This window comes from Caballeronia sp. LZ029 (assembly GCF_031451275.1).
GTDB classification, from domain to species: Bacteria; Pseudomonadota; Gammaproteobacteria; order Burkholderiales; family Burkholderiaceae; genus Caballeronia; species Caballeronia jiangsuensis.
On sequence record NZ_JARUXO010000004.1, the window covers coordinates 364,847 to 386,732 of the forward strand.

Annotated in this window: 18 protein-coding genes; 7 read left to right on the forward strand and 11 right to left on the reverse strand. The window is 62.1% G+C overall.

The genetic code is table 11. The features are described from left to right. Nucleotides 1-51: 51 nt before the first annotated feature. The 4 genes from QCE73_RS27640 to QCE73_RS27655 form a co-directional block, all read right to left on the reverse strand. Nucleotides 52-213, reverse strand: a complete 162-nt coding sequence (locus QCE73_RS27640) for a hypothetical protein (RefSeq protein WP_187605169.1) — start codon at nt 211-213, stop codon at nt 52-54. Between the two features lie 26 nt (nt 214-239). Further along, nucleotides 240-848: a glycosyltransferase family 9 protein gene (locus QCE73_RS27645; protein ID WP_309884453.1), complete on the reverse strand. Its 609-nt coding sequence runs from the start codon at nt 846-848 to the stop codon at nt 240-242. A 306-nt stretch (nt 849-1,154) separates the two neighbouring features. Then, nucleotides 1,155-1,649, reverse strand: coding sequence for a hypothetical protein (locus QCE73_RS27650; protein WP_309884454.1), 495 nt, complete (start codon nt 1,647-1,649; stop codon nt 1,155-1,157). Nucleotides 1,650-1,768: 119 nt separating this feature from the next. Then, a complete protein-coding gene (locus tag QCE73_RS27655) occupies nt 1,769-3,268 on the reverse strand; it encodes a UdgX family uracil-DNA binding protein (protein WP_309884455.1) in 1,500 nt (499 codons plus the stop codon). 199 nt (nt 3,269-3,467) lie between these two features. Here QCE73_RS27655 and QCE73_RS27660 point away from each other — a divergent pair, with 199 nt between their 5' ends. Continuing rightward, complete coding sequence (locus QCE73_RS27660) at nt 3,468-4,178, forward strand: glycosyltransferase (protein ID WP_309884456.1); 711 nt, start codon at nt 3,468-3,470, stop codon at nt 4,176-4,178. Between the two features lie 13 nt (nt 4,179-4,191). On the opposite strand, the gene QCE73_RS27665 is transcribed toward QCE73_RS27660, so the two are convergent. After that, complete coding sequence (locus QCE73_RS27665; RefSeq protein WP_309884457.1) at nt 4,192-4,779, reverse strand: nucleotidyltransferase family protein; 588 nt, start codon at nt 4,777-4,779, stop codon at nt 4,192-4,194. A gap of 350 nt (nt 4,780-5,129) precedes the next feature. On the opposite strand from QCE73_RS27665, the gene QCE73_RS27670 reads away from it, so the two are divergent. Further along, the gene (locus QCE73_RS27670; protein ID WP_309884458.1) at nt 5,130-6,257 is read left to right on the forward strand and encodes a pentapeptide repeat-containing protein; all 1,128 of its coding nucleotides are present in this window, start codon (nt 5,130-5,132) and stop codon (nt 6,255-6,257) included. A gap of 619 nt (nt 6,258-6,876) precedes the next feature. Continuing rightward, nucleotides 6,877-7,623 carry a hypothetical protein gene (locus QCE73_RS27675; protein ID WP_309884459.1) on the forward strand — a complete coding sequence of 249 codons (747 nt, stop codon included), beginning with the start codon at nt 6,877-6,879 and terminating at the stop codon, nt 7,621-7,623. A 372-nt stretch (nt 7,624-7,995) separates the two neighbouring features. Here QCE73_RS27675 and QCE73_RS27680 read toward each other — a convergent pair whose 3' ends face one another. From QCE73_RS27680 to QCE73_RS27695, 4 genes are all read right to left on the reverse strand, one after another. After that, nucleotides 7,996-9,114 carry an NYN domain-containing protein gene (locus QCE73_RS27680; protein WP_309884460.1) on the reverse strand — a complete coding sequence of 373 codons (1,119 nt, stop codon included), beginning with the start codon at nt 9,112-9,114 and terminating at the stop codon, nt 7,996-7,998. Nucleotides 9,115-9,503: 389 nt separating this feature from the next. Next, nucleotides 9,504-11,726, reverse strand: coding sequence for a xanthine dehydrogenase family protein molybdopterin-binding subunit (locus tag QCE73_RS27685; protein ID WP_309884461.1), 2,223 nt, complete (start codon nt 11,724-11,726; stop codon nt 9,504-9,506). Beyond that, the gene (locus QCE73_RS27690; RefSeq protein ID WP_309884463.1) at nt 11,723-12,712 is read right to left on the reverse strand and encodes a xanthine dehydrogenase family protein subunit M; all 990 of its coding nucleotides are present in this window, start codon (nt 12,710-12,712) and stop codon (nt 11,723-11,725) included. Before QCE73_RS27690 ends, QCE73_RS27685 begins: the two co-directional genes overlap by 4 nt. Nucleotides 12,713-12,723: 11 nt before the next feature. After that, nucleotides 12,724-13,416: a 2Fe-2S iron-sulfur cluster-binding protein gene (locus QCE73_RS27695; protein WP_309884464.1), complete on the reverse strand. Its 693-nt coding sequence runs from the start codon at nt 13,414-13,416 to the stop codon at nt 12,724-12,726. Between the two features lie 423 nt (nt 13,417-13,839). On the opposite strand from QCE73_RS27695, the gene QCE73_RS27700 reads away from it, so the two are divergent. Next, entirely contained in the window at nt 13,840-15,732 is a 1,893-nt protein-coding gene (locus tag QCE73_RS27700; protein WP_309884465.1) for a tetratricopeptide repeat protein, read from the forward strand. 25 nt (nt 15,733-15,757) lie between these two features. Here the strand turns inward: QCE73_RS27700 and QCE73_RS27705 are convergent, their stop codons facing one another. Together QCE73_RS27705 and QCE73_RS27710 are read right to left on the reverse strand one after the other, a co-directional pair. Continuing rightward, on the reverse strand, nt 15,758-16,273 hold the full coding sequence (locus QCE73_RS27705; RefSeq protein WP_309884466.1) for an isochorismatase family protein: 516 nt from the start codon (nt 16,271-16,273) through the stop codon (nt 15,758-15,760). A 4-nt stretch (nt 16,274-16,277) separates the two neighbouring features. Beyond that, complete coding sequence (locus QCE73_RS27710) at nt 16,278-17,600, reverse strand: inositol monophosphatase (protein ID WP_309884467.1); 1,323 nt, start codon at nt 17,598-17,600, stop codon at nt 16,278-16,280. Between the two features lie 62 nt (nt 17,601-17,662). Here QCE73_RS27710 and QCE73_RS27715 point away from each other — a divergent pair, with 62 nt between their 5' ends. From QCE73_RS27715 to QCE73_RS27725, 3 genes are all read left to right on the forward strand, one after another. Then, a complete protein-coding gene (locus QCE73_RS27715; protein WP_309884468.1) occupies nt 17,663-18,085 on the forward strand; it encodes a GFA family protein in 423 nt (140 codons plus the stop codon). Between the two features lie 260 nt (nt 18,086-18,345). Beyond that, complete coding sequence (locus tag QCE73_RS27720; protein ID WP_309884469.1) at nt 18,346-19,920, forward strand: S53 family peptidase; 1,575 nt, start codon at nt 18,346-18,348, stop codon at nt 19,918-19,920. A 62-nt stretch (nt 19,921-19,982) separates the two neighbouring features. Further along, nucleotides 19,983-21,680, forward strand: a complete 1,698-nt coding sequence (locus QCE73_RS27725; protein WP_309884470.1) for a S10 family serine carboxypeptidase-like protein — start codon at nt 19,983-19,985, stop codon at nt 21,678-21,680. Nucleotides 21,681-21,886 lie beyond the last annotated feature (206 nt).

Below are 21,886 nucleotides of genomic sequence, written 5' to 3' on the forward strand. Positions count from 1 at the left end.
CTTTACGGCAGGCAACGGCGGCGGATGTAGGGCGGGGAATACCCGTAGCTTTTAGAAACGGCGGATCGGGTCCTTGTCGGGCGGCGCGTCGGGATGCTGCGGCTCGTCCGGGCGATGACCCGGCGAAGGCGGCGTGAGCGGATCGGCTTCCGGATCGCGGTTCGGGTCCGCGATGGGATCCGGAACGGGACTGGTCTGCATATCGAATTTCATGATGTTCCCCGCAAGGTGGAGCGGCGCTACACGGACTCGTGCGGCGCCGGCATGTGCAGCGTGAACGGCTCGCCCGGATGCGCGTCGCCGGTGTTCGAGAGCGCGGCGCGGGCGCGGGCGACGATCGCGTCGCTGCCGATGTCGCGCGGATGCTCGTCGAGCACGATATGCGGCGTGCCGAGCGCGCGCGCCGCGGCGACGGGCGATGACGCGGCGGCGTCGTCGGACACGAGCAGGCGCGCGTTGGCGATCAGGCGCGGCAGCGCGGCCGGCGCGACGGCGCCCGCGAGAAAGAGCGCGGCCGTCTGCATCGCGCCGAGGACGCCGGCGGTGCGCTCGGGATCGGGCGCGTCGCCGACGATGGCGATCTGCCAGCCATCGGCGGCGAGCTGGTCGGCGACATCGGCATAACGTTGCGCGGGCCACACGGGCGCGGCGTGGTGGCTGCCCGGATGAATCAGCACCAGGCGCTCGCGCTCGATGCCGTGGAATGCGGCGAGCTCGTCGTAGGCGCTGGTTTCGTCGCGATCGGCGGCGGGCGGCTCGGCGTGTGCGCATGGCGTCGCGCCCGGCTCGTCGGGGACGAGCGCGGTCGCGAGGTTGTCGCTCAACGTCGAAAGGGGGTTGGCTCGCATCCTGGCTCCTGCAATTGGCGTGGGCCTCGTTCGATTTCCGCGAATCCGCGGGGGCGGGCGCTTGGCAAGCACCCGCCATGCCCGGGACGTGTCCGGCGGGTTTTGCCTGGGAAGCGCGGGCGGCGGACACAGATTGCGTCCGCAATCGTGACAGTTTGATCGTCGGTTGCGGCATCTGTCACGTATTGAAGGAGGCGCAGCGGCGCTCGTCAAGGCGCGAGGTAGGCAGCGTCGATGTAAAAAAGCCGCCGCCTCGCGATGACGAGGCGGCGGCTTTTGTGCTGCTTTCGTGGACTAGCGCGGCGCTCAGGTTTCGGCGTTGCCGTCGTCGGCGGGCAGGGTCTTCGGCGTGAACGCTTCGGCGCGGCGACGGATATGGTCGACTTCGCCGGTCACGAACGTGCGCTGGTCGGCGGCGAGCGCCTGCTGGTACGACGTGCCTTCCGGCACCCGATGCAGCAGCGCGCGCAATTCGCCCTGCGTCGTCTGCTCGACGGGTTCGTAGTCGTACAGGCCGAGTTCGAGTTCGGCGCGCTCGTGCAGGATGAACAGGCACGACGCGAACACCGCGACGCCGAGCACTTCCTGGACGCCGAAGCGGAATTCGTGCGGCACCGGCGAGAACGGCAGCCACGCGATGAGCGCGACGCCCGCGAGCGCCACCGCGATGGTCACGTTCAGCAGGATTTGCAGACGCGCGACGATGCGCTCGCGTTCGGTCTTCAGTTGCCCGGCGGTTTTCGGCACGAGCGCGACGAGAGATTGTTGACGGCGGAGTTCTTCGAGCGGGAGAGCGGCCATGGAGTTTGTCGTCGGTCCATCGGTGAGCGCCAAAGCGGCGCGACACCGGTATAACGCGCGGCTTACAGGAACGTTGACGGCGCTTTCTTCTTGTTTCGCCCTGTTGCTTCCTGTTGCATTTAGCGCGTCCGGTTGGCGACCGGCGTGCGGATGGTCGCGGTGCCGTCCGCGATCTGCCGCGCGAAGACGAGCGCTTCGACGATCGTCCCGAAAACTTCCGCGCGCACCTTGTCGTCGGTTAGGCGCATCAGATACGACGGGTGATAGGTCGGCACGATGATGTGCCCCTTGTGCTCGATGGTCTTGCCGAGATATTCGGACAGCGCCGTGCGATGTCCCGTGAGCGCCTTGAGCGCCGTCGCCCCGAGCGCGACGACAACTTTCGGCGCGATGCGCCTCAGCTCTTCCTCCAGCCAGTAGCGGCAGGCCTCGCGTTCGCGCTGCGCTGGCGCGAGATGCGCGCGCTCCTCGCCGTGCGCCTCCCATTTGAAGTGCTTCACCGCGTTCGTCAGATAGAGCGATTCGCGGGCGAGCGCGGCCTCGGCGAGCACTTCGTCGAGCAGCTTGCCCGCCGGACCGACGAACGGCTGGCCCTCGCGATCTTCCTGATCGCCCGGCTGCTCGCCGACCAGCATCACGCGCGCATCGGCGGGACCGACGCCCGGCACGGGCTGCGTCGCGTTGCGCCAGAGCGCACAGCGCTTGCATGCGTCGAGCGACGGCGGCTCCGTCAGCAGCGTGCCCTTGATCGGCTCCAGATCCGTGTTGATGGTCACGTCCATCTCGGGCGGCACGTTGCGCGGATGGCGGTCGCGCCGCGAGTAAGGATCGGCGCGGGAGATCAGCGCGGGATCGGTGCGCGCGTTCGCCGGGCTTTTCCAGTAGCGCACCGGCATATGCGACGCCATTTCGGCGGCGTTCGCCTGCGCGGGCGCGAAGGTGCTCTCGTAGTACGCGAGCCAGAGCGCCTCGATGGCGTCGCCGCTCACCGCCTCGCCGCTCATCGCGGTGTCGCCGAAGTCCATCGGCTTTTCCTCCGGCTCGCTCGTGCGGTCCACGCGCAGCAGCGCGCCGTCCCAGAAGGCGGCGCCGTGCGGCGTGGCGATCATCCACGTGGCGTTGCCCATGCGGGTGGCGAAATGCATCGCGGCGTGCTCCAGCAGGTCGTGCACCGGCTCGAACCAGCTGATGAACTCGGGCGGCCCGAGCGACGAATCGCGATGCCGGAAGCGCAGCTTGTTGCGCATCTCGCGCTCCTCGGCCTCGACCGATTCGATCATCCGCCGCAGCCGATGACCGTCCTCGTCATCCGCCGATGCGATCGCGCGGTCGCCCTGCGTCCAGCGCCACAGCGCCTTGTAGAGAAACGGCCAGCGGTCCGGCGCGCGGTAGCACGCCGCCGTTTCGAGCATCGCGAGGAATTCGCGCGCGACCCTGACCGGCTTCTTCGCGTTCGGGTCCACCGAGCCGGGCGCGGGCGGACAGAGGGAGCCGAACACCGTGGCCGAGGCATCGGTTTCGCGCCACTGCACGTGCGCGGGCTGCGCGCCCTCCATGAGGAGCGTGCGCGCTTCGGTACGCCAGGAAGCGAACGACGGATCGATGGTGACGCATTTCATCGGCGGGCGGAATCAGAAAAGTACTGTATATCCATACAGTAATTCTAACGACGCGAACTGCCTTCCGGCAACTATTTGGCGACGATCGTGCCCTTTCACGGCCGGTGTGGCGGGCGCAGAAACATGGGAACGGTCATTGCTGAAATTCATCCATCGCGGCGTTCGATTGCCTGCGGACACATACACACACGGAGCCGACATGCTTGCCATCGTCATTCCCGCTCACAACGAAGCCGCGCATATCGGCGCGTGCGTGGCGGCTGCGCGTCGCGCGGCGGATCATCATCAACTGCTCGGCGAGGCGGCGCGCGTGATCGTCATCGCCGACAGTTGCTCCGACGAAACCGCCGGCATCGCGCGGGCGATGGGCGCGGAGGTGTCGTGCATCGATGCGCGCAACGTCGGCATCGCGCGCGCGCATGGCGCGGAGCGGGCGCTGGCGCTGGGCGCGCGCTGGCTCGCATTCACCGACGCCGATACGACCGTCGCCGAAGACTGGCTCGTGCGCCAGCTCGACTGCTGCGCGGACGCGGTGTGCGGCGTGATCGGCGTGCACGACTGGTCGCCGCATCTCGGCGCGGTGCGCGAGCATTTCGGGCGCACCTACACCGACGCGGACGGGCATCGGCATATTCACGGCGCGAATCTGGGCGTGTCGGCGAGGGCGTATGTGCAGGCGGGCGGGTTCGCCCCGCTGGAATCGAGCGAGGACGTGGCGCTCGTCGAGGCGCTGATGGCGATCGGCGCGAATATCGAATGGAGCGCGTCGCCGCGCGTGGTGACGAGCGCGAGGACGGATTTTCGGGCGAAGAAAGGATTCGGCGCGACGCTGCTCGAAGTCGGCAAGCGTTATCTGCCGATTGGCAGCGACGGTGCGGATTCAGCGGATTCCGTGGCGATTGCGGCGTGAAGGCGGCCGATCGTCAAACCTGCCCGAGATCGCTCGGCAAATCGACATCGAGCAGCACGTGCTGGTCATCGACTTCGATGACGAACGGCGTGTGCGTCGAGAAGATGCCGCGCGCGCCCGCATCGCCGTCGAGCGCGATAAGCGCCTCCCGATGCGCCATGCCGAATCCCACCGGATGCCCGCGCTTGCCGTGATAAAACGGCGCGACGAGTTCGGCGCCTTGATCGAGTTGCCGAGCGACGGCTTCATACGTCGAGGCTTCGATCCACGGCATGTCGCCCAGCGCGACGAGCCAGCCATCGGCTTCGGACGTCGCCCGCACGGCCGCAGCGAGCGCCGCGCCCATGCCGCGTTCGGCGTCGGTGCTGAAGATGACGCTGCAACCGGCTTCGTTCAGGACATCGGCAAGCTTTTCGGCGCCCGGCCGGATCACGGCGATCACTTCGGACGAAACCGCGAGCAGCTTGCGCGCCGACTGGAACACGACGGCCGTGCCGTTGGGCAGCGTGGCGAGCAGCTTGTTGTGGCGTCCGGACGGATCGAAGCGGGTGCCGAGACCCGCCGCCAGCAGGATGCCGGTCGCGTTCGACGAATAGGTCATCGCAGCTGCTCGTGTGGGAGTTGAATGGGGATTGTGCGGCGCATCGAAGATCGTCGCAAGTGTAAAGAGGGTGTTTTGCGGATTTAGAGGACCGTTCAAATAGGCTGTTATCGGCCACTTTCTGCCGTTCGCCCGAGCTATAGGTCAGCCCCTCGAATGGCTGATCCACTCAGAAACCCGCCCGACTTTAACATGCGGAACCTCTGTCATACTCCAGAGGTGCGGCATCTAAACGGGGTTCGGAAACCGCATCACTGATGGAAGGTACTTCTCCAACGCGGCAATTTGATCTACGAGATCGCAATCTTCGGCATGCTCGGCTAAGCCCCGATATATTGGAACACGCTCTGATGGGAAATACGGATCTTCGATTCGCCGTGCTCGCCGGATCGCATTTGGTAGGCGCTGATCTTAGGAGCGTCGATTTACGCGGCGCTTCTATTTCGGGAGCCGACCTTCGCAATGCCGTTGTCGGCTGTACGGAAGAGCGTCGGTTTTGGGGAGGGAACGTGAGGCTGAGTTGTAACGGCTACGAATACTTCAATAACCTTGACGGAGCAGATCTCTCTGGCGCCAATTTGCAGGGTGCGATATTTCCGGTTTCGCTTACTGGAACGATGTTGACAAATGCGAACCTTTCCAAATGCGATCTAAGTGATCGCTCCTTCCGAAAATCGGTTTTTCTGGGTGCTAATTTTGAAGGCGCTACACTTCGTGGGGCCAATTTTCGAGAAGCTGACCTGCGAGGGGCCGATCTGCGCCCTGCAGGTTTGATTGAAGGTGCTGTGTTCGAACACGCGTTACTTGATGGGGCCAACTTGTCAGGCCGATCATTTATCGGCTTGTCTTTCGCGAATGCGAGTATGGAATTTGCAGATCTTCATGCAGCGAATTTGCAAGCGGCGAACCTCGAACGGGCCAATCTACTAGGCGCCGATATGGATCGAGCGCTTTTGGGAGGGGCCAACTTGAAAGGAACTCATCTTGAGGGAGCCGATATGCGGTCGGTCAAATTACAAGGAGCTGACCTGAGAGGCGCGACAATGTACGCGGCCTCTCTAGTGGGCTCGGCTTCTCCGGCGGTTGATTTACGAAATGCCACATGGTCATACGGCAGAGTGTCAAAGGAAACGGTCACAAATGCATATTTCCGCGCATATGAATCTCCTACTCGCGAGCGGCTGACGGAAGTGTTGGAGGCCTTATCGAACCGGAATTTGCCTGCGCCGCGCTTCGAGTCATGCTTGACGGACGATCCGAGTAAGGGCTCGCCGTTCCAATGTGATTCCATTTGGGGAATTAGCGAGATTGGAGCTTTCCGAATCCAACTTAGCAAGGTGCTAAGCGACATCAACTGTTCTGCGCAGTCTGATCTCACAGCTCAACTTGTTCAGAATGACGGTGATTCGGAAAGCACTAGAATTGGCATCCGAGTTACTCGATGTGCACAGCGCGCGAATGGACTTAGTCGGCACTAGGTCCGGACAAAAGATCCTTTATACCGCCCTCGGGGACAGGGTGCGGCTTGGGTTTACAGCGTGGACATGGGGTAATGGAACGACACCTCCCGTCCACAAAGCGGCAAGCGTTGCGGCCGGGGAGCGAGAACAAAGAAAGGAGCCATTGCCTGTGTCATTGGCGAAGCAATCTACGGCACCTACGCGTAACATACCGGCGGACCAATCATGACGGAGTGCGATTGGTGCTCACTAGAGGATTCGACCGAGGTGCCAAGAATTTGGGGTTGGTATCACTCGGGCTGCGTTAATTGAAAGAACACACGTTAGCTGTGGTGTGAGGATACGTCTGTTCAGAGTTGGCAGCAGTCGTTGAGACGTTCTAGCGCGAGCGGCAACTCAGGGTCGGGCAGAGTCGGCCGCCTGTTCTCACCCATCGGCTCGGTCATGCAAAACGCATGAGTCGGTGATCGGCCAGGAGCAGGCACTTGAGATCCACATCCTGAATGTCTGTTGACGAGCTATCAAACTATTTTCTGCATCAATGATGCACTGTGGTATTTATTTCAGTAAAATACTCCGAAATCCAATTCTCGTTTTATAAAAAATTATGTTTGAAGAAGGTTTTTTGATGAGTCCCGTGAATGACTTCGTCTGGTCTCTGCCGATAGAAAAATGCAATGACCGAGAACTAGACTGGACGATCAAGAATCTATCGGCGAATTTTCAAAAACTTTACGGCTGCACGATAAATTTATTGCAAGTTCAAAATTTCTATTTAAACAACAAGAGCCAGAATTATATGGATCTTGCGGCACTTTGCACAAATTCTGTCGAATATTTTTTTCTGAAAATTAATACAATATTTGAAATATGTTATCAGATATACGTTAAACTCTGCGATCCTAAGAAAATAGCAAAACAATCCAAACACGAACATCTTGAGATAGAGTTCGATAACTACCGTCGCAGCACAGGTCGCGAGATTGTATTTGACTGGTACCAACCAATCAACACAGTAAGAAATAGAATTGCGCATGGTGGCTTTAGTATAAAAAGCTTCCTCTATGAGGATTTTTTGCTTTTTCAAGTTTACGATCGTAACTTGGATGAACAAATACTCGACAAGTTTGGATATCTAGTCCACGACAAACCTCTTGTGTACGTAGATCTCTATACTACCTTTTATACGACAAAGACTCATCAATACATACGGGAATTTCTTGAATTCGTGATCAATAGATTGACTAATGGTGAATCAGCAGACCAAGATCTCGGTATTCTTGAGCGTCAGCAAAAAAATTCGGGGAGAGTTTTGTACTACGGATACGAAAAAATATTTATTTCGACAGCGGAACAACTCGGAAAAAGATATTTTCGTAATTGAGTTCAATGAACCGCACGAACGACGTGAAGAAAATTTATTCTCTTGAATAATCAATTTTGCATCCGGTGCGGACATTCGGAGTTTCAAAGTGATTGTCCGTTTCGGGTCGGTTTCAGCTATTGGCACGAGATGTGCACCGATCTCAAATTCGTGAACCCTACGGAAGACGGCCAATATCTTGAAATATCTGTAGTCTCGCTTTCTTATAACAAAACAGTGTTTAGCAGCAGATGAAGCGTTTTTGTTGTTCTCATGAAGCATCCATGCAAACTCCGCCATCATGACAGAGTTTGCCCGGTGCAACATACAAAATACCTCTATGAAAATTGGTCACAACGCATGCAATAGCGCGCAAATTACTACACCGTCGATTTAGTTTGGTCTAAACATTTTGAGCGTTGCGGATCCGACATCGTCGATGTTCAATTGAACCTGGACTTCATTCATCTCATTGTGAAGGTCGCAAAGCGCACGAAGTTCCTGTTCACTAAAGACATATTTCTGAAAGTGATTCATCGCCGGTGCAGAAATCGCTTCTGTCATAATCTCTAGCGGCCATGCAGGGTCAATGCCACCCCGGAAAAACCTATTCCCCAGGGTTTTGAAACGACTGCCAATGTGATCGTTTTCTAACATTTTGGCGAGATCAGCGTGATAAGAGACGACTCCAAAATATGAAGCTCGTTCGTGGAGAGGCATAAAATCTTGATCCGACGAGACTATAGTCAAAGAGTCTGCCTCCCGATTGTAGAAAGCATCCATTGCTCTCATGACAATTCGTGTATCCACTTCTTTCTCATCGAAATAATTCAAGCCTTTCCAGCCTACGTTAAGACCGAAAAAGCCCTCGTCAAACCTTGAGAACTCAAGATTGTGTTTCAGGCAGGAAATAAAATCGTTATACGAGGCATAGTCACGGGTCATTGGGCCTCTGACAACAATCCCCGACCGCACCTTTTCGAGCAAATCTTTCGCGAACGGACTGCCTATTTTAGAATAATAAGCGAGATCCTTTTCAATGCGTGTTAAATCGATCGGCGCATAGAAAAGTTCGAAGGTTGGCGAAACGTTCAGGTAGGCGCCATTTTTTACAACATCAGCGTTTCCCGAAACTGGTCGACCGTCTTGATAGACTATTTTTACATTTTTCACGAATTCTCGATATTCTCTCGACGCACCGGGCTGAGAAGCAAGAACGTGATTCGTGACGACATCAAATGTGCGCTTTATCTGAAGATATGCAAATCTGCTAAGAATAAGTCCGTCGTCGATGGGGAAGTTGCGCGCTGATAGCCACTCGTGCAGTGCGAGGTACATTCCCTGGAGGTCAACAAGAACCAGCAATCGATGGGCAACGATTCGCGACCCGGTTTGACTTATCGCGCGCTGCGCAAAGTCGATCTGAGCTTCAATTTGCTCCTTTAGTTTTTCTTCCGAAGCCGCTTTTTCTGCGAAGAATTTTTGTCGGTGTGGTTTGCGCTCTGAATCCATTCCTATTGCAACTCCGGATAGTTTTTACGAGATTACGGCAGTCTAACAACAGATCAGGTCCCTCGTGTTTCCGCGCGAAGATAATTTGAAGTCATCGTTCCAGAGACGCGCGACAGGGCTACCGTGATGGCCATCATCTGCGTTGCTGCCAAGACCATCACAGTTTCGGTAGAGCAACGGCGGTTCTGATGGGTTTGACGAACGTTGACTTAGGCCGAAGCACCGTTGTCGGCCGTCGGGCAGGGTTGCCGCCATCAAGAGACGTCCGAGTTGTCGGTGTCGACCGACCGAGATGGGTCGACAAGCGCCGATTGCCGGAAATCCGCAAAAAGAGCATAAAAAAGCACGCGGCGGTCGTTCAAACGGCCAGCCGCGTGCTTCGTTTCAAGTCACACCATCGTCGGCGGCAAAACCTTGTCGAGCGTGATCGGCAAATCGCGCACGCGCACGCCTGTCGCGTGATACACCGCGTTGCCGAGCGCGCCCGCCACGCCCGTTATCCCGATCTCGCCGATACCCCGTGCGCCGTGCGGATTGATATGCGGATCGGGCTGACCGACAAACGAAATATCCAGCGCGCCGATATCCGCGTTCACCGGCACGTGATACTCCGCGAGATTCGCGTTCGTATAGCGCCCGTAGCGCGCATCCATTTCGCTTTTCTCGAAGAGCGCCGAACCCACGCCCCACACGATGCCGCCCATCAACTGGCTGTGCGCGGTCTTCTCGTTGAAAAGCGTGCCGACGTCGTACACCCCGACGATGCGCGGCACGCGGATGATCCCGAGATCGGCATCGACATGCACTTCCGCGAACACCGCGCCGAACGAGTGGAACGCGTACTGCTTTTTCTCGTCGCCGGGGCGCGTCGTCGCGACGGCTTCGATCGCGCGGCCGCCGTTGCGCGCGATCACGGCCGCCGCCGGATCGCGCTTGTCCGGATTCGACAGGCTCACGACCCAGCCATTGGACACCGTCACGTCCTCGCGCGCGAGACCGGCGACGGGCGATCCGCGATCCGCGAGCGCCATCGCGATGAGCTGATCGCGCGCCTGCATCGACGCCGCGCGCACCGCCGGCGACACGCTCGCCGCCGATTGCGAGCCGCCCGACACAGGCGCTTTCGGCAACGACGAATCGCCGAGCGCGAAGCGCACGTAATCGAGCGGAAAGCCGAGCGCGTCGGCGGCGACCTGCGTCATGATCGTGTAGGTGCCGGTGCCGAGATCCTGCGTGCCGGAGGCGACCATCGCGGTGCCGTCGGGCAGGATGCGCGCCACCGCCGACGCCTCGCTGCGGTTCGCCGGATACGTCGCCGTGCCGACGCCCCAGCCGATGAGCGTATTGCCTTCGCGCATCGAGCGCGGTGCCGCGCTGCGCCGCGCCCAGCCGAACTTCTCCGCGCCGCGCGTGTAGCACTCCATCAGCGCCTTGCTCGACCAGGGCTTCTTCTCCTGCGGCTCCATGTTCGCGTAGTTCTTGAGGCGAAAAGCGAGCGGGTCCATCTTCAACTGATACGCCATCTCGTCCATCGCCGATTCGAGCGCGAACGAGCCGCTCGTCTCGCCGGGCGCGCGCATGAAGGTCGGCGTGCCGATGTCGAGCTTCACGAGCCTGTGCGACGTCGACTGATTCGGCACCGCGTAGAGCATGCGCGTGACGATCGCCGAGGTTTCGGTCCAGTCCTCGAATGTCGATGTCGTCGATATGACGTCGTGACGCATGCCGGTCATGATGCCGTCGTCGCGGGCGCTGACCTGGATGCGCTGCTCGGTGTACGGGCGGTTGCCGATCATGCCGAACATCTGCGGGCGTTCGAGCGCGAGCTTGACGGGCCGCCCGGTCTGCTTCGACGCCATCGCCGCCAGCACGACATGCGACCACACCGAGCCCTTGCAGCCGAAGCCGCCGCCGACGAACGGGCAGATCACGCGCACGTCGTCATCGGAGATGCCGAAGAACTTCGCCACCGCGCTGCGCGCGCCGGACACGCCTTGAGTCGCGTCGTAGAGCGTGAGCTTCGGACCGTCCCAGCGGGCGACCGTCGCGTGCGGCTCCATCGGGTTGTGATGCTCGTAGGGCGTCGTGTAGACGGCGTCGAGGCGCGTCGGGCCTTGCCGCAAGCCCGCATCGACGTCGCCGCGCTTCGTCGTGACCGCGCGGCCCATCATCTTTTCCGGCTGATACGCGGATGCCTTCGCGCGTTCGAAATCGGCTGTGGGCATCGCGGCTTCGTAGCGCACATCGACGTAACGCGCGGCGTCCTGCGCGTGCTCCAGCGAATCGGCGACGACGACCACCACCGGCTCGTTGCTGTAACGCACCTGGTTGGTTTGCAGCAGCGTGAGCTTGCGCACGGCGGGCGGCTGCGCGTCGGGGACGCCGCCGTTGGGCAGACGCATCGCGTTCTGATAGGTCATCACGAGCAGCACGCCGGGCATCGATTGCGCGCGGCTCGTGTCGATCGACGAGATGCGGCCGCTCGCGACCGTGCTCGTGACGAGCACCGCGTGCGCGAGCTTGGCGTCGGTGTTGTCGGCCGAATAGCGCGCCTGGCCGGTGACCTTCAGCACGCCGTCGGTGCGATCGAGCGGTTTTCCGATAAAAGTCATGCGACACCTCCGGCCTGTTGAAGCGCGCGCACGATCGCACGCTGCGCGAGCGCGACCTTGAACGCGTTGTCGCGCTGCGGCGTCGCGCCCTGCACGGCGAGGGCGGCGGCGGTTTGCAGCGTCGCCTTGTCGAGCGATTTGCCGACGAGCGCCTGTTCGGTCGCGTTCGCGCGCCACGGTTTGTGCGCGACGCCGCCCAACGCGATGCGCGCGCTTTTCACGGTGCCGCCGTCCATCTGCAACGCCGCCGCGACGGACACGAGCGCGAACGCATAGCTCGCGCGGTCGCGCACCTTCAGATATTTCGAGTGATCCGCGAAGAGCGGCGGCGGCAGATCGACCGATGTGATCAGCTCGCCCGCCTGCAAGGTGGTGTCGAGGTCGGGCCTGTCGCCCGGCAGGCGATGAAACTCCGCGAACGGAATCGCGCGCTCGCCGTTCGGGCCGGTGACGCGCACGACGGCATTGAGCGCGGCGAGCGCGACGCTCATGTCGGAGGGATTCGTCGCGATGCATTGACGGCTCGCGCCGAGAATCGCGTGCATGCGATTGTTCCCGTCGATGGCCGCGCAGCCGCTGCCGGGGGCGCGCTTGTTGCACTGGGGAAAGCCGGTGTCGTAGAAATACGCGCAGCGCGTGCGCTGCATCAGGTTGCCGCCGACCGTCGCCATGTTGCGCAATTGCGCCGACGCCCCCGCGAGCAGCGCCTGCGACAAGAGCGGATAGCGCTCGCGCACCCACGCGTGATTCGCCGCGTCGCTGTTGCGCACGAGTGCGCCGAGCCGCAGGCCGCCGTCGGGCAGGGCGGTGACGCCGTTGAGCGCGTCGATGTGCGTGATGTCGACGAGCTTCATCGGCCGCATCACGCCGCCTTTCATGAGATCGAGCAGATTCGTTCCGCCGCCGATGAACATCGCGCCCGGCTGGCTCGCCGCCGAGAGCGCCGCGCCGATGTCGGCGGCGCGTTGGTAGGAGATCGCGTCCATGTGCGTCTCCTTTAGGCGTTGCCCGTCGCGACGGCTTTCACCGCCGCAACGATGTTCGGATATGCGCCGCAGCGGCAGATGTTGCCGCTCATGCGCTCGCGGATTTCATCGTCGGAAAGTTGCGCCGGGCGAAAGCGCACGTCTGCGGTGACGGCGCTCGCATCGCCCTTGCGGTATTCGTCGATGAGCGCCGTCGCCGAGCACAATTGCCCGGGCGTACAGTAGCCGCACTGAAACGCGTCCTTCTCGATGAACGCGCGCTGAATGGGCGCGAGCGTGTCGCCATCGGGCGCGAGGCCCTCGACGGTCGTGACGGTTTCGCCGTCGTGCATCACCGCGAGCGTGAGACACGAATTGATGCGCCGTCCCGCCACGATCACCGTGCACGCGCCGCACTGTCCGCGGTCGCAGCCTTTCTTCGTTCCGGTGAGGTTCGCGTATTCGCGCAGCGCGTCGAGCAGCGTCGTGCGCGCTTCGACCTGCAATTCATACGGATGGCCGTTGATGGTGAGCTTCACGGGCATCATCGGCACGCTGGCGGGCGGCGGCGCTACGGCGGGCGTCGCAGCGCTCTGCTGTTGCGCGTGCGCGAGCGGCGCGGCGCTCACGGCCGCTGCCGCCGCGGCCGACTGGAGGAAACGCCGGCGCGACGGCTTTTGCGCCGCATCGCTGACGTCGTGGGGATGGCTATCGGCTGGGGACATGGGAATCGGTTCTCCTCGCTCGTTCGGAAGAGCGCCGGTCGGACTCGAATCTTCGTGGGCTTCTGCTCGCGACCGATTGCGACGGATCGGGCGGAGCGCCGATGCTCGAGTTCACGGGCGGCGCGTGAGGCGCGAGCTCGTGAGCGTCCGCAACTGTAAGGGAACCGAACGTTCGTCGACCCGCAACCGGTGATGTTTAGCAAATCGGATGCCATGCGGCTGCGTTTCGCATCGAATTCCTGCGCTCGTGCACGTCCACGCTGCAAAGCGGAGGAGATCGTTTCGCTGACTGATCCGGCATAGGTCACGCTTTGTGACGTCAGCGAGCGCGCGCGCGGTTCAAAATTGCATGATTTCATCGCCGCTATCGTCGAAAAGCGATATCGCGGCCCGGAAGCATCCTTTCAATTCCTGAAGTCCGTCATGTCTGTCGACTCGTATCAACGCGCAGCGCAGCATTACTCGCTGAATCAATATGCCGACGCACTGGCCGTCTTGTCGCCGCTGCTCGATCGCCCGGACGCCGATGCCGAGGCGCTCAATCTCGCGGCCGCATGCGCCTACGCGATGAATCGCGCGGATCTCGCGCAGGCGTATTGGCAACGCGCGGTCGCCGGGCATCCGGGGCACGCGGGCGTCCACAACAACCTCGGCAACTTGTACGAGCAGCTCAAACGGCTTCCTGACGCAGAGGCGCTGTATCGGCGCGCGCTCGATCTGAACGCCGATTTCGCCGAAGCGCACTACAACCTCGGGAACGTGCTGGCGCTGCAGGAACGCATCGTGGACGCGGAGCAGTCGTTGCGCAGGGCGCTCGAACTTCGGCCCGATCTCGCTTCGGCATATTACAGCCTGGGCAAGTTGCTGATGACGCAAACGCGTGCCGACGAAGCGCAAACGCATTTTCGATCCGCGATAGAAGCCCGCACGCACTGGGCCGATGCGCACTCCGGACTCGGCGCCGCATTTGCCGCGTTGCAGCGCGAGGACGAAGCCGAGCGCGCTTATCGCGCGGCCATCGAACTGAATCCACGCCTGACGAGCGCGTATCAGGGGCTGGCGGCGATACTCGATGCGCACGGACGATTCGCGGAGTTGGAGAGCGTGTATCGCCGTCTGGCCGAACACTTGCCCGAATCCAGCGCCGCGCATTACAACCTGGGTCAGGTCATTTACCGGATCACGGCTCTTGTCGGGCTCGAACGCATCGACGAGGCCGAAGCGGCGTACCGTCGCGCGATCGAGATTCAGCCGGATTACACGCAGGCGTACATCGCGCTCGGCAACCTGCTCAAGGAGCACCCTGGGCGCGTGGACGAGATGCTGGCGACGTTCCGGCGCGCCGTCGAAATCGATCCGAATTCCGCGGAAGCGAGGATCAATCTGGCCGCAGGACTCTTGCGCGTCGGAGCGTATGCCGAAGCGTGGCCGTTGATGGAATACCGCTACGGCGACGATTCGTCGGGGCGGCGCATCCGCGTGCCGGACTTGCCGTTTCCGCAGTGGCGAGGCGAGCCGCTCGAAGGCATGTCGATGCTCGTTATCCACGAACAGGGATTCGGCGACTCGTTTCAGTTCTGCCGCTATCTGCCGTTGCTGAAGGCGCAAGGGCTCTCGACGCTATCGGTCGCGTGGCTGCACAACGACACGCTGCTCGCCTCGGTCGAGGGCGTCGACGCCTGCATCAGCGACGATGCATTGCACACTTCGCCGCGACACGACTACTGGTGTTTCATGATGAGTCTGCCCGCGCTCCTCGAAACCAGGACCATTCCGGACGTCACACCCTATCTCGCCGCGGATGAGGCGCGCATCGAATACTGGCGCGGCCGGCTGCCCGCGCGAGTGCCGAAGGTGGGCATCGCGGCAATGGCTGAGCCTCGTCCGTCGCCGTTCGAGGCCCGCCGCTGGGTCGGTGCGCAAGCGTGCGTGCCCTTGCTCGGCTTGCCCGGCGTTCGCTTCGTGAATCTGCAGAAGGCGCCGGTCGCGCGCGCGCAACTCGATACGTTGCCGCCGCATCTGCGGCCGCTCGACCTGATGGACGATGTCGAGGACTTCGCCGATACCGCAGCGATCATCGCGTCGCTCGATCTCGTCATCGCCGTGGATACCTCCGTCGCGCATCTCGCGGGCGCGCTCGGCAAGCCGGTGTGGATGCTCTTGCCCTCGAACCCGTGCTGGCGGTGGCTGATCGACGGCGAAGATTGCGTGTGGTATCCGAAGGCGCGCCTGTTCCGGCAGACCCAACCCAACCAATGGGGCGACGTGATCGCGCGCGTCGCGGACGCACTGGCCGAATGGCGCGATCGCAACTAACCGCCTTTTCACGCAAGCGCCGTGATCATTTGACGAGCGCGAGCACGTCCCTGAAGCGCGGATGCGTGAAACTCCCGAGCCAGCCGAAAATCGCCGTTTCGACGGTCGTTATCCGCGCGCCATCCTGCCGCGCCCGTTCGAGCGCGACAGCGCGATCTTCCACGCGGCGCGATGCGACCGCGTCCGCGACCAACTCCACGCGATAGCCGAGCCGCAGCAGCCCGAGCACGGTCAGCAGGACGCACACATGCGCCTCCGCGCCGGCGACCCACAGCGTCGCGGGCGCGGGCGGCAGTGCGTCGACGAAAGCGAGCGCGAGCGTCGCATCGAACGTGTGCTTTTCGATCACCTTCGCAAGCCGGACATCGCCGAGCAGGGCTTCCGCAGTCCCGCCGAGCCCTTGCGGATTCTGCTCCGTGACGACCACCGGCACGTCCAGCAGATTCGCCGCGCGCAGCAGCGTGCCGACGCCCGCCGTCAGCCGCGCGGCGCCATCCAGATGCGGCAGCAGCCGCGCCTGCATGTCGATGACGACGAGCATGCCGCTACGCCTCGCTCTCCATGATCTGATCGATGAGCCGCGCGTTCTCGCCCGCCGAGCCGATGCCCGCGTGCCTGGCCATCGGCACGAAGAAATGCGTGGCGATCGGCAGCTTCGAGCGTTCGAGCCAGTTGGTCAGATGCGCGGCCAGGCGTTTCGCCGGCGTCCTCAGCTCCTCGCGCAGCACGCCGGGCAGTTTTTCGAAGTGACGCATCTCGGTCTGATACGGCTCGGGCGCGACGCACAGCGCGTTGGGCCGGCCATCGACATCGACGGGAAGCCGCTCCAGCGCCTGATGCAGCAGCGCGACGCCCAGTCCCTCGCCGCGCCACGGCTTGCGCACTTCCCACAGGCTGATGTAGATCACGCGATGCGCATTGAACACCTCGCACAGCTTTTCGGGGCCGAGCGCCTCGGTGGCGGCGAGCGCGAGCGACAGCATCTCGCCCGAGTAGGTGTCCAGCGTATAGACGAGATCGGCGCTGCTCGTGAGCGGCGGCACCTTGACGAGTTGCAGCCGCACCGCCGCCGCGACGATGTCGCTGCCCGCTTCGTGGAACACGGCGAACGCGGTGCCGAGACGTTCGTCGTCGACCTGCGGATACTCGTGTCGATAGGTCATCGTGAAGAGAAACGGCCCGATCTTCTCGCGATACGCGAGCGGCCGGTCGACATCGTAATCGTCGACGCCGTCGAGGCCGTAGGGATCGTAGTCGCGTTTCTCGCGCCGCTCGCCGTTTGGCGCGGCGGCGGCGAGCGCCGCGAGCGGGCGGCGCGACTCGGGCACGAGATCCTCCGGCAAACCTTCCCATGTGAGACGCAGGAATTCCCGTCCGCCGCGATAGTGCGTCTCGAAGAGCGAGAGCACCTGCTCGCTCGCGGCCGGATCGAGGATGCGCTGCGCGCAATCGTAGGCGCGGTCGAGGAGCTGATCCGCTTCGGCGGGATCGGGCGCGAGGTGCGGCTCGCTGCCCTGCGGCACGGCGGGCAAGCCTTTTGCGAGACGTTCCTTGTGCGCGAGTTCGAGCCACTCGTCGGCGACGCGTTCGGCGATGAATCCGGCCGCGATGCGATAGCCCGTCAACACGATCGACTGGCCGGTGCGCCCGAGCGGAAACACATACTCGTCGTTCATGGCGTCCTCGACGGTGACGCCGCGAAAGGTTTCGCGCGGCGCGCTCACGTTCGCCGCCGCATCGAAGCGATCATGCGACAGCACGTGGGCGAGGAGGTCCGACGCGGCGGGACCGAATTCCGATCCGGCGCCGGGAAGCAGCTTCAGCAGGGACAAGGTACGCGTGGTGCCGGTCGTGCTCGATGTGCTCATGAATGCCATCTCCGATCGTGAAGGGTTATCGTAACAAACCGTCGTACTTACGGGAGAGATCGATGAACGTTCAAAGGGATGATGAGCGGGCGGCTACGGTTCATGAAGGAGGATGCGCATGCGGCGCGTTCCGTTTTCGCGCGGCGGGCAAGCCGAAGCGCGTCGGGATGTGCCATTGCATGACGTGCCGTCAGGTGCACGGCTCCGCATTTGGAGCTTATGCGATTTACGCGCGCGGCGACGTGATGATGAGCGGCAGCCTGTCGACGTGGCGCAGTTCCGAGCACGGCCGCCGGCATTTTTGCCCGGTGTGCGGCTCGGTCGCGTACATGGAATACACGACGCACGATGAAGTCGATCTGCCGATCGGCGCATTCGACGAAACCGGCCTCTTCGAACCGGACTACGAGCTGTGGTGCAAGCATCGCGAGCCGTGGCTGCCGCAGGGCGCGCGTCCGGAGTACGACGAAGAGCGCGCGCACTAGGCGTCGTCGATATAGGAGCTCGCGCAGGCGCGCGAGCCCGAATCCGATAGAGACATCCCCTTGAAGACCGGGACAGGTTTTGTCTCGCCGGAACTGCATGCTCTCGTCAACGGTCCGAGCAATTGCATTCGCGCCCAGAAAATAAGACGATAAGTAACGTGCGCTGTGGAAGTTGCCAGCGAGCGCCGAAAGCGTCGAAGCGCGGCAGCGGCAGGATCGAGAACCTTTGAACCTCATGGCCAGCGAGGAGCATCGATACCATGACGAAGCAACCGGTCAGCGGCAGCGACAAGATTCATCCCGAAGGCGCGACATGTGTCGGCGATTGCGATCCCTCCGAGCAGATCGAAGTGATCGTGATGCTGCGGCGCAAGGACGAAGCCGGATTCAAGCAGATGATGTCGCGCATCGACGCCGGCGAGGCGCCCGCGCAAGCCGTCTCGCGCGAAGAATTCGACAAACGTTTCACCGCATCGGCGGAAGACGTCGGGAAGGTGAAGGCCTTCGCCGCGCAATACGGCCTGACGGTCGTGCGCGCCGAAACCGAGACGCGCAGCGTGGTGCTGAAAGGCACCATCGAACAGTTCCAGAAAGCTTTCGACGTCAAGCTCGAACGCTTTCAACATCACAACATCGGCGAATATCGCGGCCGTTCGGGGCCGGTCAAGGTGCCCGACGACATGCACGACATGGTCACCGCCGTGCTCGGCCTCGACAGCAAGCCGCAGGCGCGTCCGCATTTCCGTTTTCGTCCGCCGTTCAAGCCGGCGCGCGGCGCGGCGCCCGCGTCGTTCACGCCGGTCGATCTCGCGCGTCTCTACGATTTCCCCGATGGCGACGGCGCCGGTCAATGCATCGCGATCATCGAGCTGGGCGGCGGTTATCGCGACACCGATCTCTCCGCGTATTTTTCGAAGCTCGGCGTGAAGGCGCCGAAAGTCGTGGCGATCGGCGTCGACAACGCGAAGAACGCGCCGACGGGCAACCCCAACGGACCCGACGGCGAAGTGACGCTCGACATCGAGATCGCGGGCGCCGTCGCGCCGGGCGCGAGCATCGCCGTGTACTTCGCGCCGAACAGCGACGCCGGTTTCGTCGATGCCGTCAATCGCGCGCTGCACGATTCCACCAACAAGCCGTCCGTGATATCGATCAGTTGGGGCGGGCCCGAGTCTAACTGGTCTTCGCAATCGATCGGCGCGTTCAACGACGTGCTGCAAAGCGCGGCGGCGCTCGGCGTGACGGTCTGCGCGGCATCGGGCGACAGCGGTTCGTCGGACGGCGCCGGCGACGGTTCGGATCATGTCGACTTTCCGGCGTCGAGTCCGTATGTGCTCGGCTGCGGCGGCACGAGCCTCGTGGCATCCGGATCGGGCATCGCGAAGGAAGTCGTGTGGAACGACGGTGACCAGGGCGGGGCGGGCGGCGGCGGCGTCTCGGGCGTGTTCGCGTTGCCGGCGTGGCAGGCGGGTTTGTCGGTCACGCGCAATGGCCAGGCGACGAAGCTCGCGAAGCGCGGCGTGCCCGATGTGTCGGGCGACGCATCGCCGCAAACCGGCTACGAGGTGCTGATCGACGGCGAGGATACGGTCGTCGGCGGCACGAGTGCGGTCGCGCCGCTGTGGGCTGCGCTGATCGCGCGGATCAACGCGATCAACGCGTCGCCCTCGGGCTTCGTCAATCCGAGGCTCTACAAGACGAAGGCGGCGTTCCGCGACATCACGGAAGGCAACAACGGCAGCTTCTCGGCGGCGGCGGGCTGGGACGCATGCACCGGCATGGGCAGCCCCGACGGCGCGAAGATCGCGGCCGCGCTCGCGCCCGCGAAGAGTTGAAGCAAGTGCAAAGGCGTAAGACAGTGAACAACAACCACGACGACGATTCTGGAGCGACGACGATGAACTCCGATCCACTGGCAGCGAGCGACAAACCTTCGGGCGCGGAAGAACCGGCCATTGCGGCCGCCGCGAAGAAAGCGCCGAAGAAGACCACGACGGCGAAAAAGGACCAGCCATACTTCGATCCGGTCGCCTACGGCAACGGCCCCGACGACGCGGTCGCGGCCACCGAAGCCGACGAGAACGCGGCCATCACCCACCACAGCGTGACGGTCGGCGGCGCGAAGATCGCTTATACGGCGACGGTCGGCCATCTCGTGACGGTCGATCCAAGCAGTTCGAAGCCGAGCGCGAAGATGTTCTATGTCGCGTTCACCAAGGACGGCGCGAAGGAGGAAGCGCGTCCGCTCACGTTCTTCTACAACGGCGGGCCGGGCTCGTCGTCGGTGTTCGTGCTGCTCGGCTCGTTCGCGCCGCGTCGCATCAAGACGGCGATGCCCAGCTTCACGCCGCCCGCGCCGTATCAGATGGAGGACAACCCGGACAGCCTGCTCGATCGCAGCGACCTGATCTTCATCAATCCGGTCGGCACGGGCTATTCCGCCGCGATCGAGCCGAACAAGAACCGCGATTTCTGGGGCGTCGATGAAGATGCGGCTTCGATCGCGCAGTTCATCAAACGTTATCTGACGAAGAACAACCGCTGGAATTCGCCGAAATTCCTGTTCGGCGAGTCGTATGGCACGGCGCGCAGTTGCGTGCTTGCGTACAAGCTGCACGAGGACGGCATCGACCTGAACGGCGTCACGCTGCAATCGTCGATTCTCGATTACCGGCAGGCGGGCAATCCGGTCGGCGCGCTGCCGACGGCGGCGGCGGACGCGTGGTATCACAAGAAACTCGGTGTGCATCCGACGCCGACGAATCTTCTGAACTTTGCGGAGGAAGTCGCGGAATTCGCGCGCACGGATTATCTGAATGCGCTGCGCAAGTTTCCGCAAACCGACGACGAGGTGGTCGAGAAGCTGTCCGAATATACGGGCATCGACAAGGCGACGCTGCTCGCGTGGAGTCTCGATATCGCCGCGTACGACAGCCGCGGCAACTCTCTTTTCCTGACGACTTTGCTGAAGTCGAAAGGCGAATCGCTCGGTTCGTACGACGGCCGGGTGACGGCCATTTCGACGGGCATTGCCGGCAAGATCGACCCGAATTCGGGCGGCAACGACCCGACGATGACGGCGGTGAGCGGCGTCTATACGACGATGTGGAACAGCTATCTGAACGAGCAGCTCAAGTTCACGTCGACGTCATCGTTCACCGATCTGAATGATCAGGCGTTCCTCAACTGGGACTTCAAGCATACCGATCCGACGGGCACGCAGAAGGGCGTGGATTCGAAGGGCAACATCATTCTCTATACGGCGGGCGATCTCGCCGCGGTGATGGCGTTGAACGTCGATCTGAAAGTGCTTTCCGCGAACGGGATGTATGACTTCGTGACGCCGTTTTACCAGACGATCATCGATCTGCAGCAGATGCCGCTGATCGACAAGACCGTGCGGCAGAATCTGTCGGCGACGTTTTATCCGTCGGGGCATATGGTTTATCTCGATGGCGGGTCGAGGACCCAGCTCAAGGCCGATCTGGCGAAGATGTATGACGAAGCCACGGCGAATCATGCGGCTCTGGGGCGGATCATTGCTTTGCAGAAGGTTACTGCGGATAAGTTGGGGGCGTTGTCGCCGGTGGGTTGAAGGGTTTTTTTTGCCGCGGGCGGGCTTTGGTTGGTCCGCCTGTGGTTTTCGCCGGATCCCGGTTTCGTATCGGTTTATTAGCACTGCCCCTCCCCGGGGCGGGGGTCACTTTCTTTGCAGCAGTGTATGGACCGGAGACATGGGTAACACCTGTTCCAGGACATGGGTGACACTTCGGACGAATGGTTCGTCCGGAGTAGATCATG

What these genes read in the sequence shown, in the direction of transcription:
- QCE73_RS27640 (WP_187605169.1), bottom strand. Translation starts at nt 213, where the DNA reads ATGAAATTCGATATGCAGACCAGTCCCGTTCCGGATCCCATCGCGGAC.
- QCE73_RS27645 (WP_309884453.1), bottom strand. Translation starts at nt 848, where the DNA reads ATGCGAGCCAACCCCCTTTCGACGTTGAGCGACAACCTCGCGACCGCG.
- QCE73_RS27650 (WP_309884454.1), bottom strand. Translation starts at nt 1,649, where the DNA reads ATGGCCGCTCTCCCGCTCGAAGAACTCCGCCGTCAACAATCTCTCGTC.
- QCE73_RS27655 (WP_309884455.1), bottom strand. Translation starts at nt 3,268, where the DNA reads ATGAAATGCGTCACCATCGATCCGTCGTTCGCTTCCTGGCGTACCGAA.
- QCE73_RS27660 (WP_309884456.1), top strand. Translation starts at nt 3,468, where the DNA reads ATGCTTGCCATCGTCATTCCCGCTCACAACGAAGCCGCGCATATCGGC.
- QCE73_RS27665 (WP_309884457.1), bottom strand. Translation starts at nt 4,779, where the DNA reads ATGACCTATTCGTCGAACGCGACCGGCATCCTGCTGGCGGCGGGTCTC.
- QCE73_RS27670 (WP_309884458.1), top strand. Translation starts at nt 5,130, where the DNA reads ATGGGAAATACGGATCTTCGATTCGCCGTGCTCGCCGGATCGCATTTG.
- QCE73_RS27680 (WP_309884460.1), bottom strand. Translation starts at nt 9,114, where the DNA reads ATGGATTCAGAGCGCAAACCACACCGACAAAAATTCTTCGCAGAAAAA.
- QCE73_RS27685 (WP_309884461.1), bottom strand. Translation starts at nt 11,726, where the DNA reads ATGACTTTTATCGGAAAACCGCTCGATCGCACCGACGGCGTGCTGAAG.
- QCE73_RS27690 (WP_309884463.1), bottom strand. Translation starts at nt 12,712, where the DNA reads ATGGACGCGATCTCCTACCAACGCGCCGCCGACATCGGCGCGGCGCTC.
- QCE73_RS27695 (WP_309884464.1), bottom strand. Translation starts at nt 13,416, where the DNA reads ATGTCCCCAGCCGATAGCCATCCCCACGACGTCAGCGATGCGGCGCAA.
- QCE73_RS27700 (WP_309884465.1), top strand. Translation starts at nt 13,840, where the DNA reads ATGTCTGTCGACTCGTATCAACGCGCAGCGCAGCATTACTCGCTGAAT.
- QCE73_RS27705 (WP_309884466.1), bottom strand. Translation starts at nt 16,273, where the DNA reads ATGCTCGTCGTCATCGACATGCAGGCGCGGCTGCTGCCGCATCTGGAT.
- QCE73_RS27710 (WP_309884467.1), bottom strand. Translation starts at nt 17,600, where the DNA reads ATGAGCACATCGAGCACGACCGGCACCACGCGTACCTTGTCCCTGCTG.
- QCE73_RS27715 (WP_309884468.1), top strand. Translation starts at nt 17,663, where the DNA reads ATGAACGTTCAAAGGGATGATGAGCGGGCGGCTACGGTTCATGAAGGA.
- QCE73_RS27720 (WP_309884469.1), top strand. Translation starts at nt 18,346, where the DNA reads ATGACGAAGCAACCGGTCAGCGGCAGCGACAAGATTCATCCCGAAGGC.
- QCE73_RS27725 (WP_309884470.1), top strand. Translation starts at nt 19,983, where the DNA reads ATGAACTCCGATCCACTGGCAGCGAGCGACAAACCTTCGGGCGCGGAA.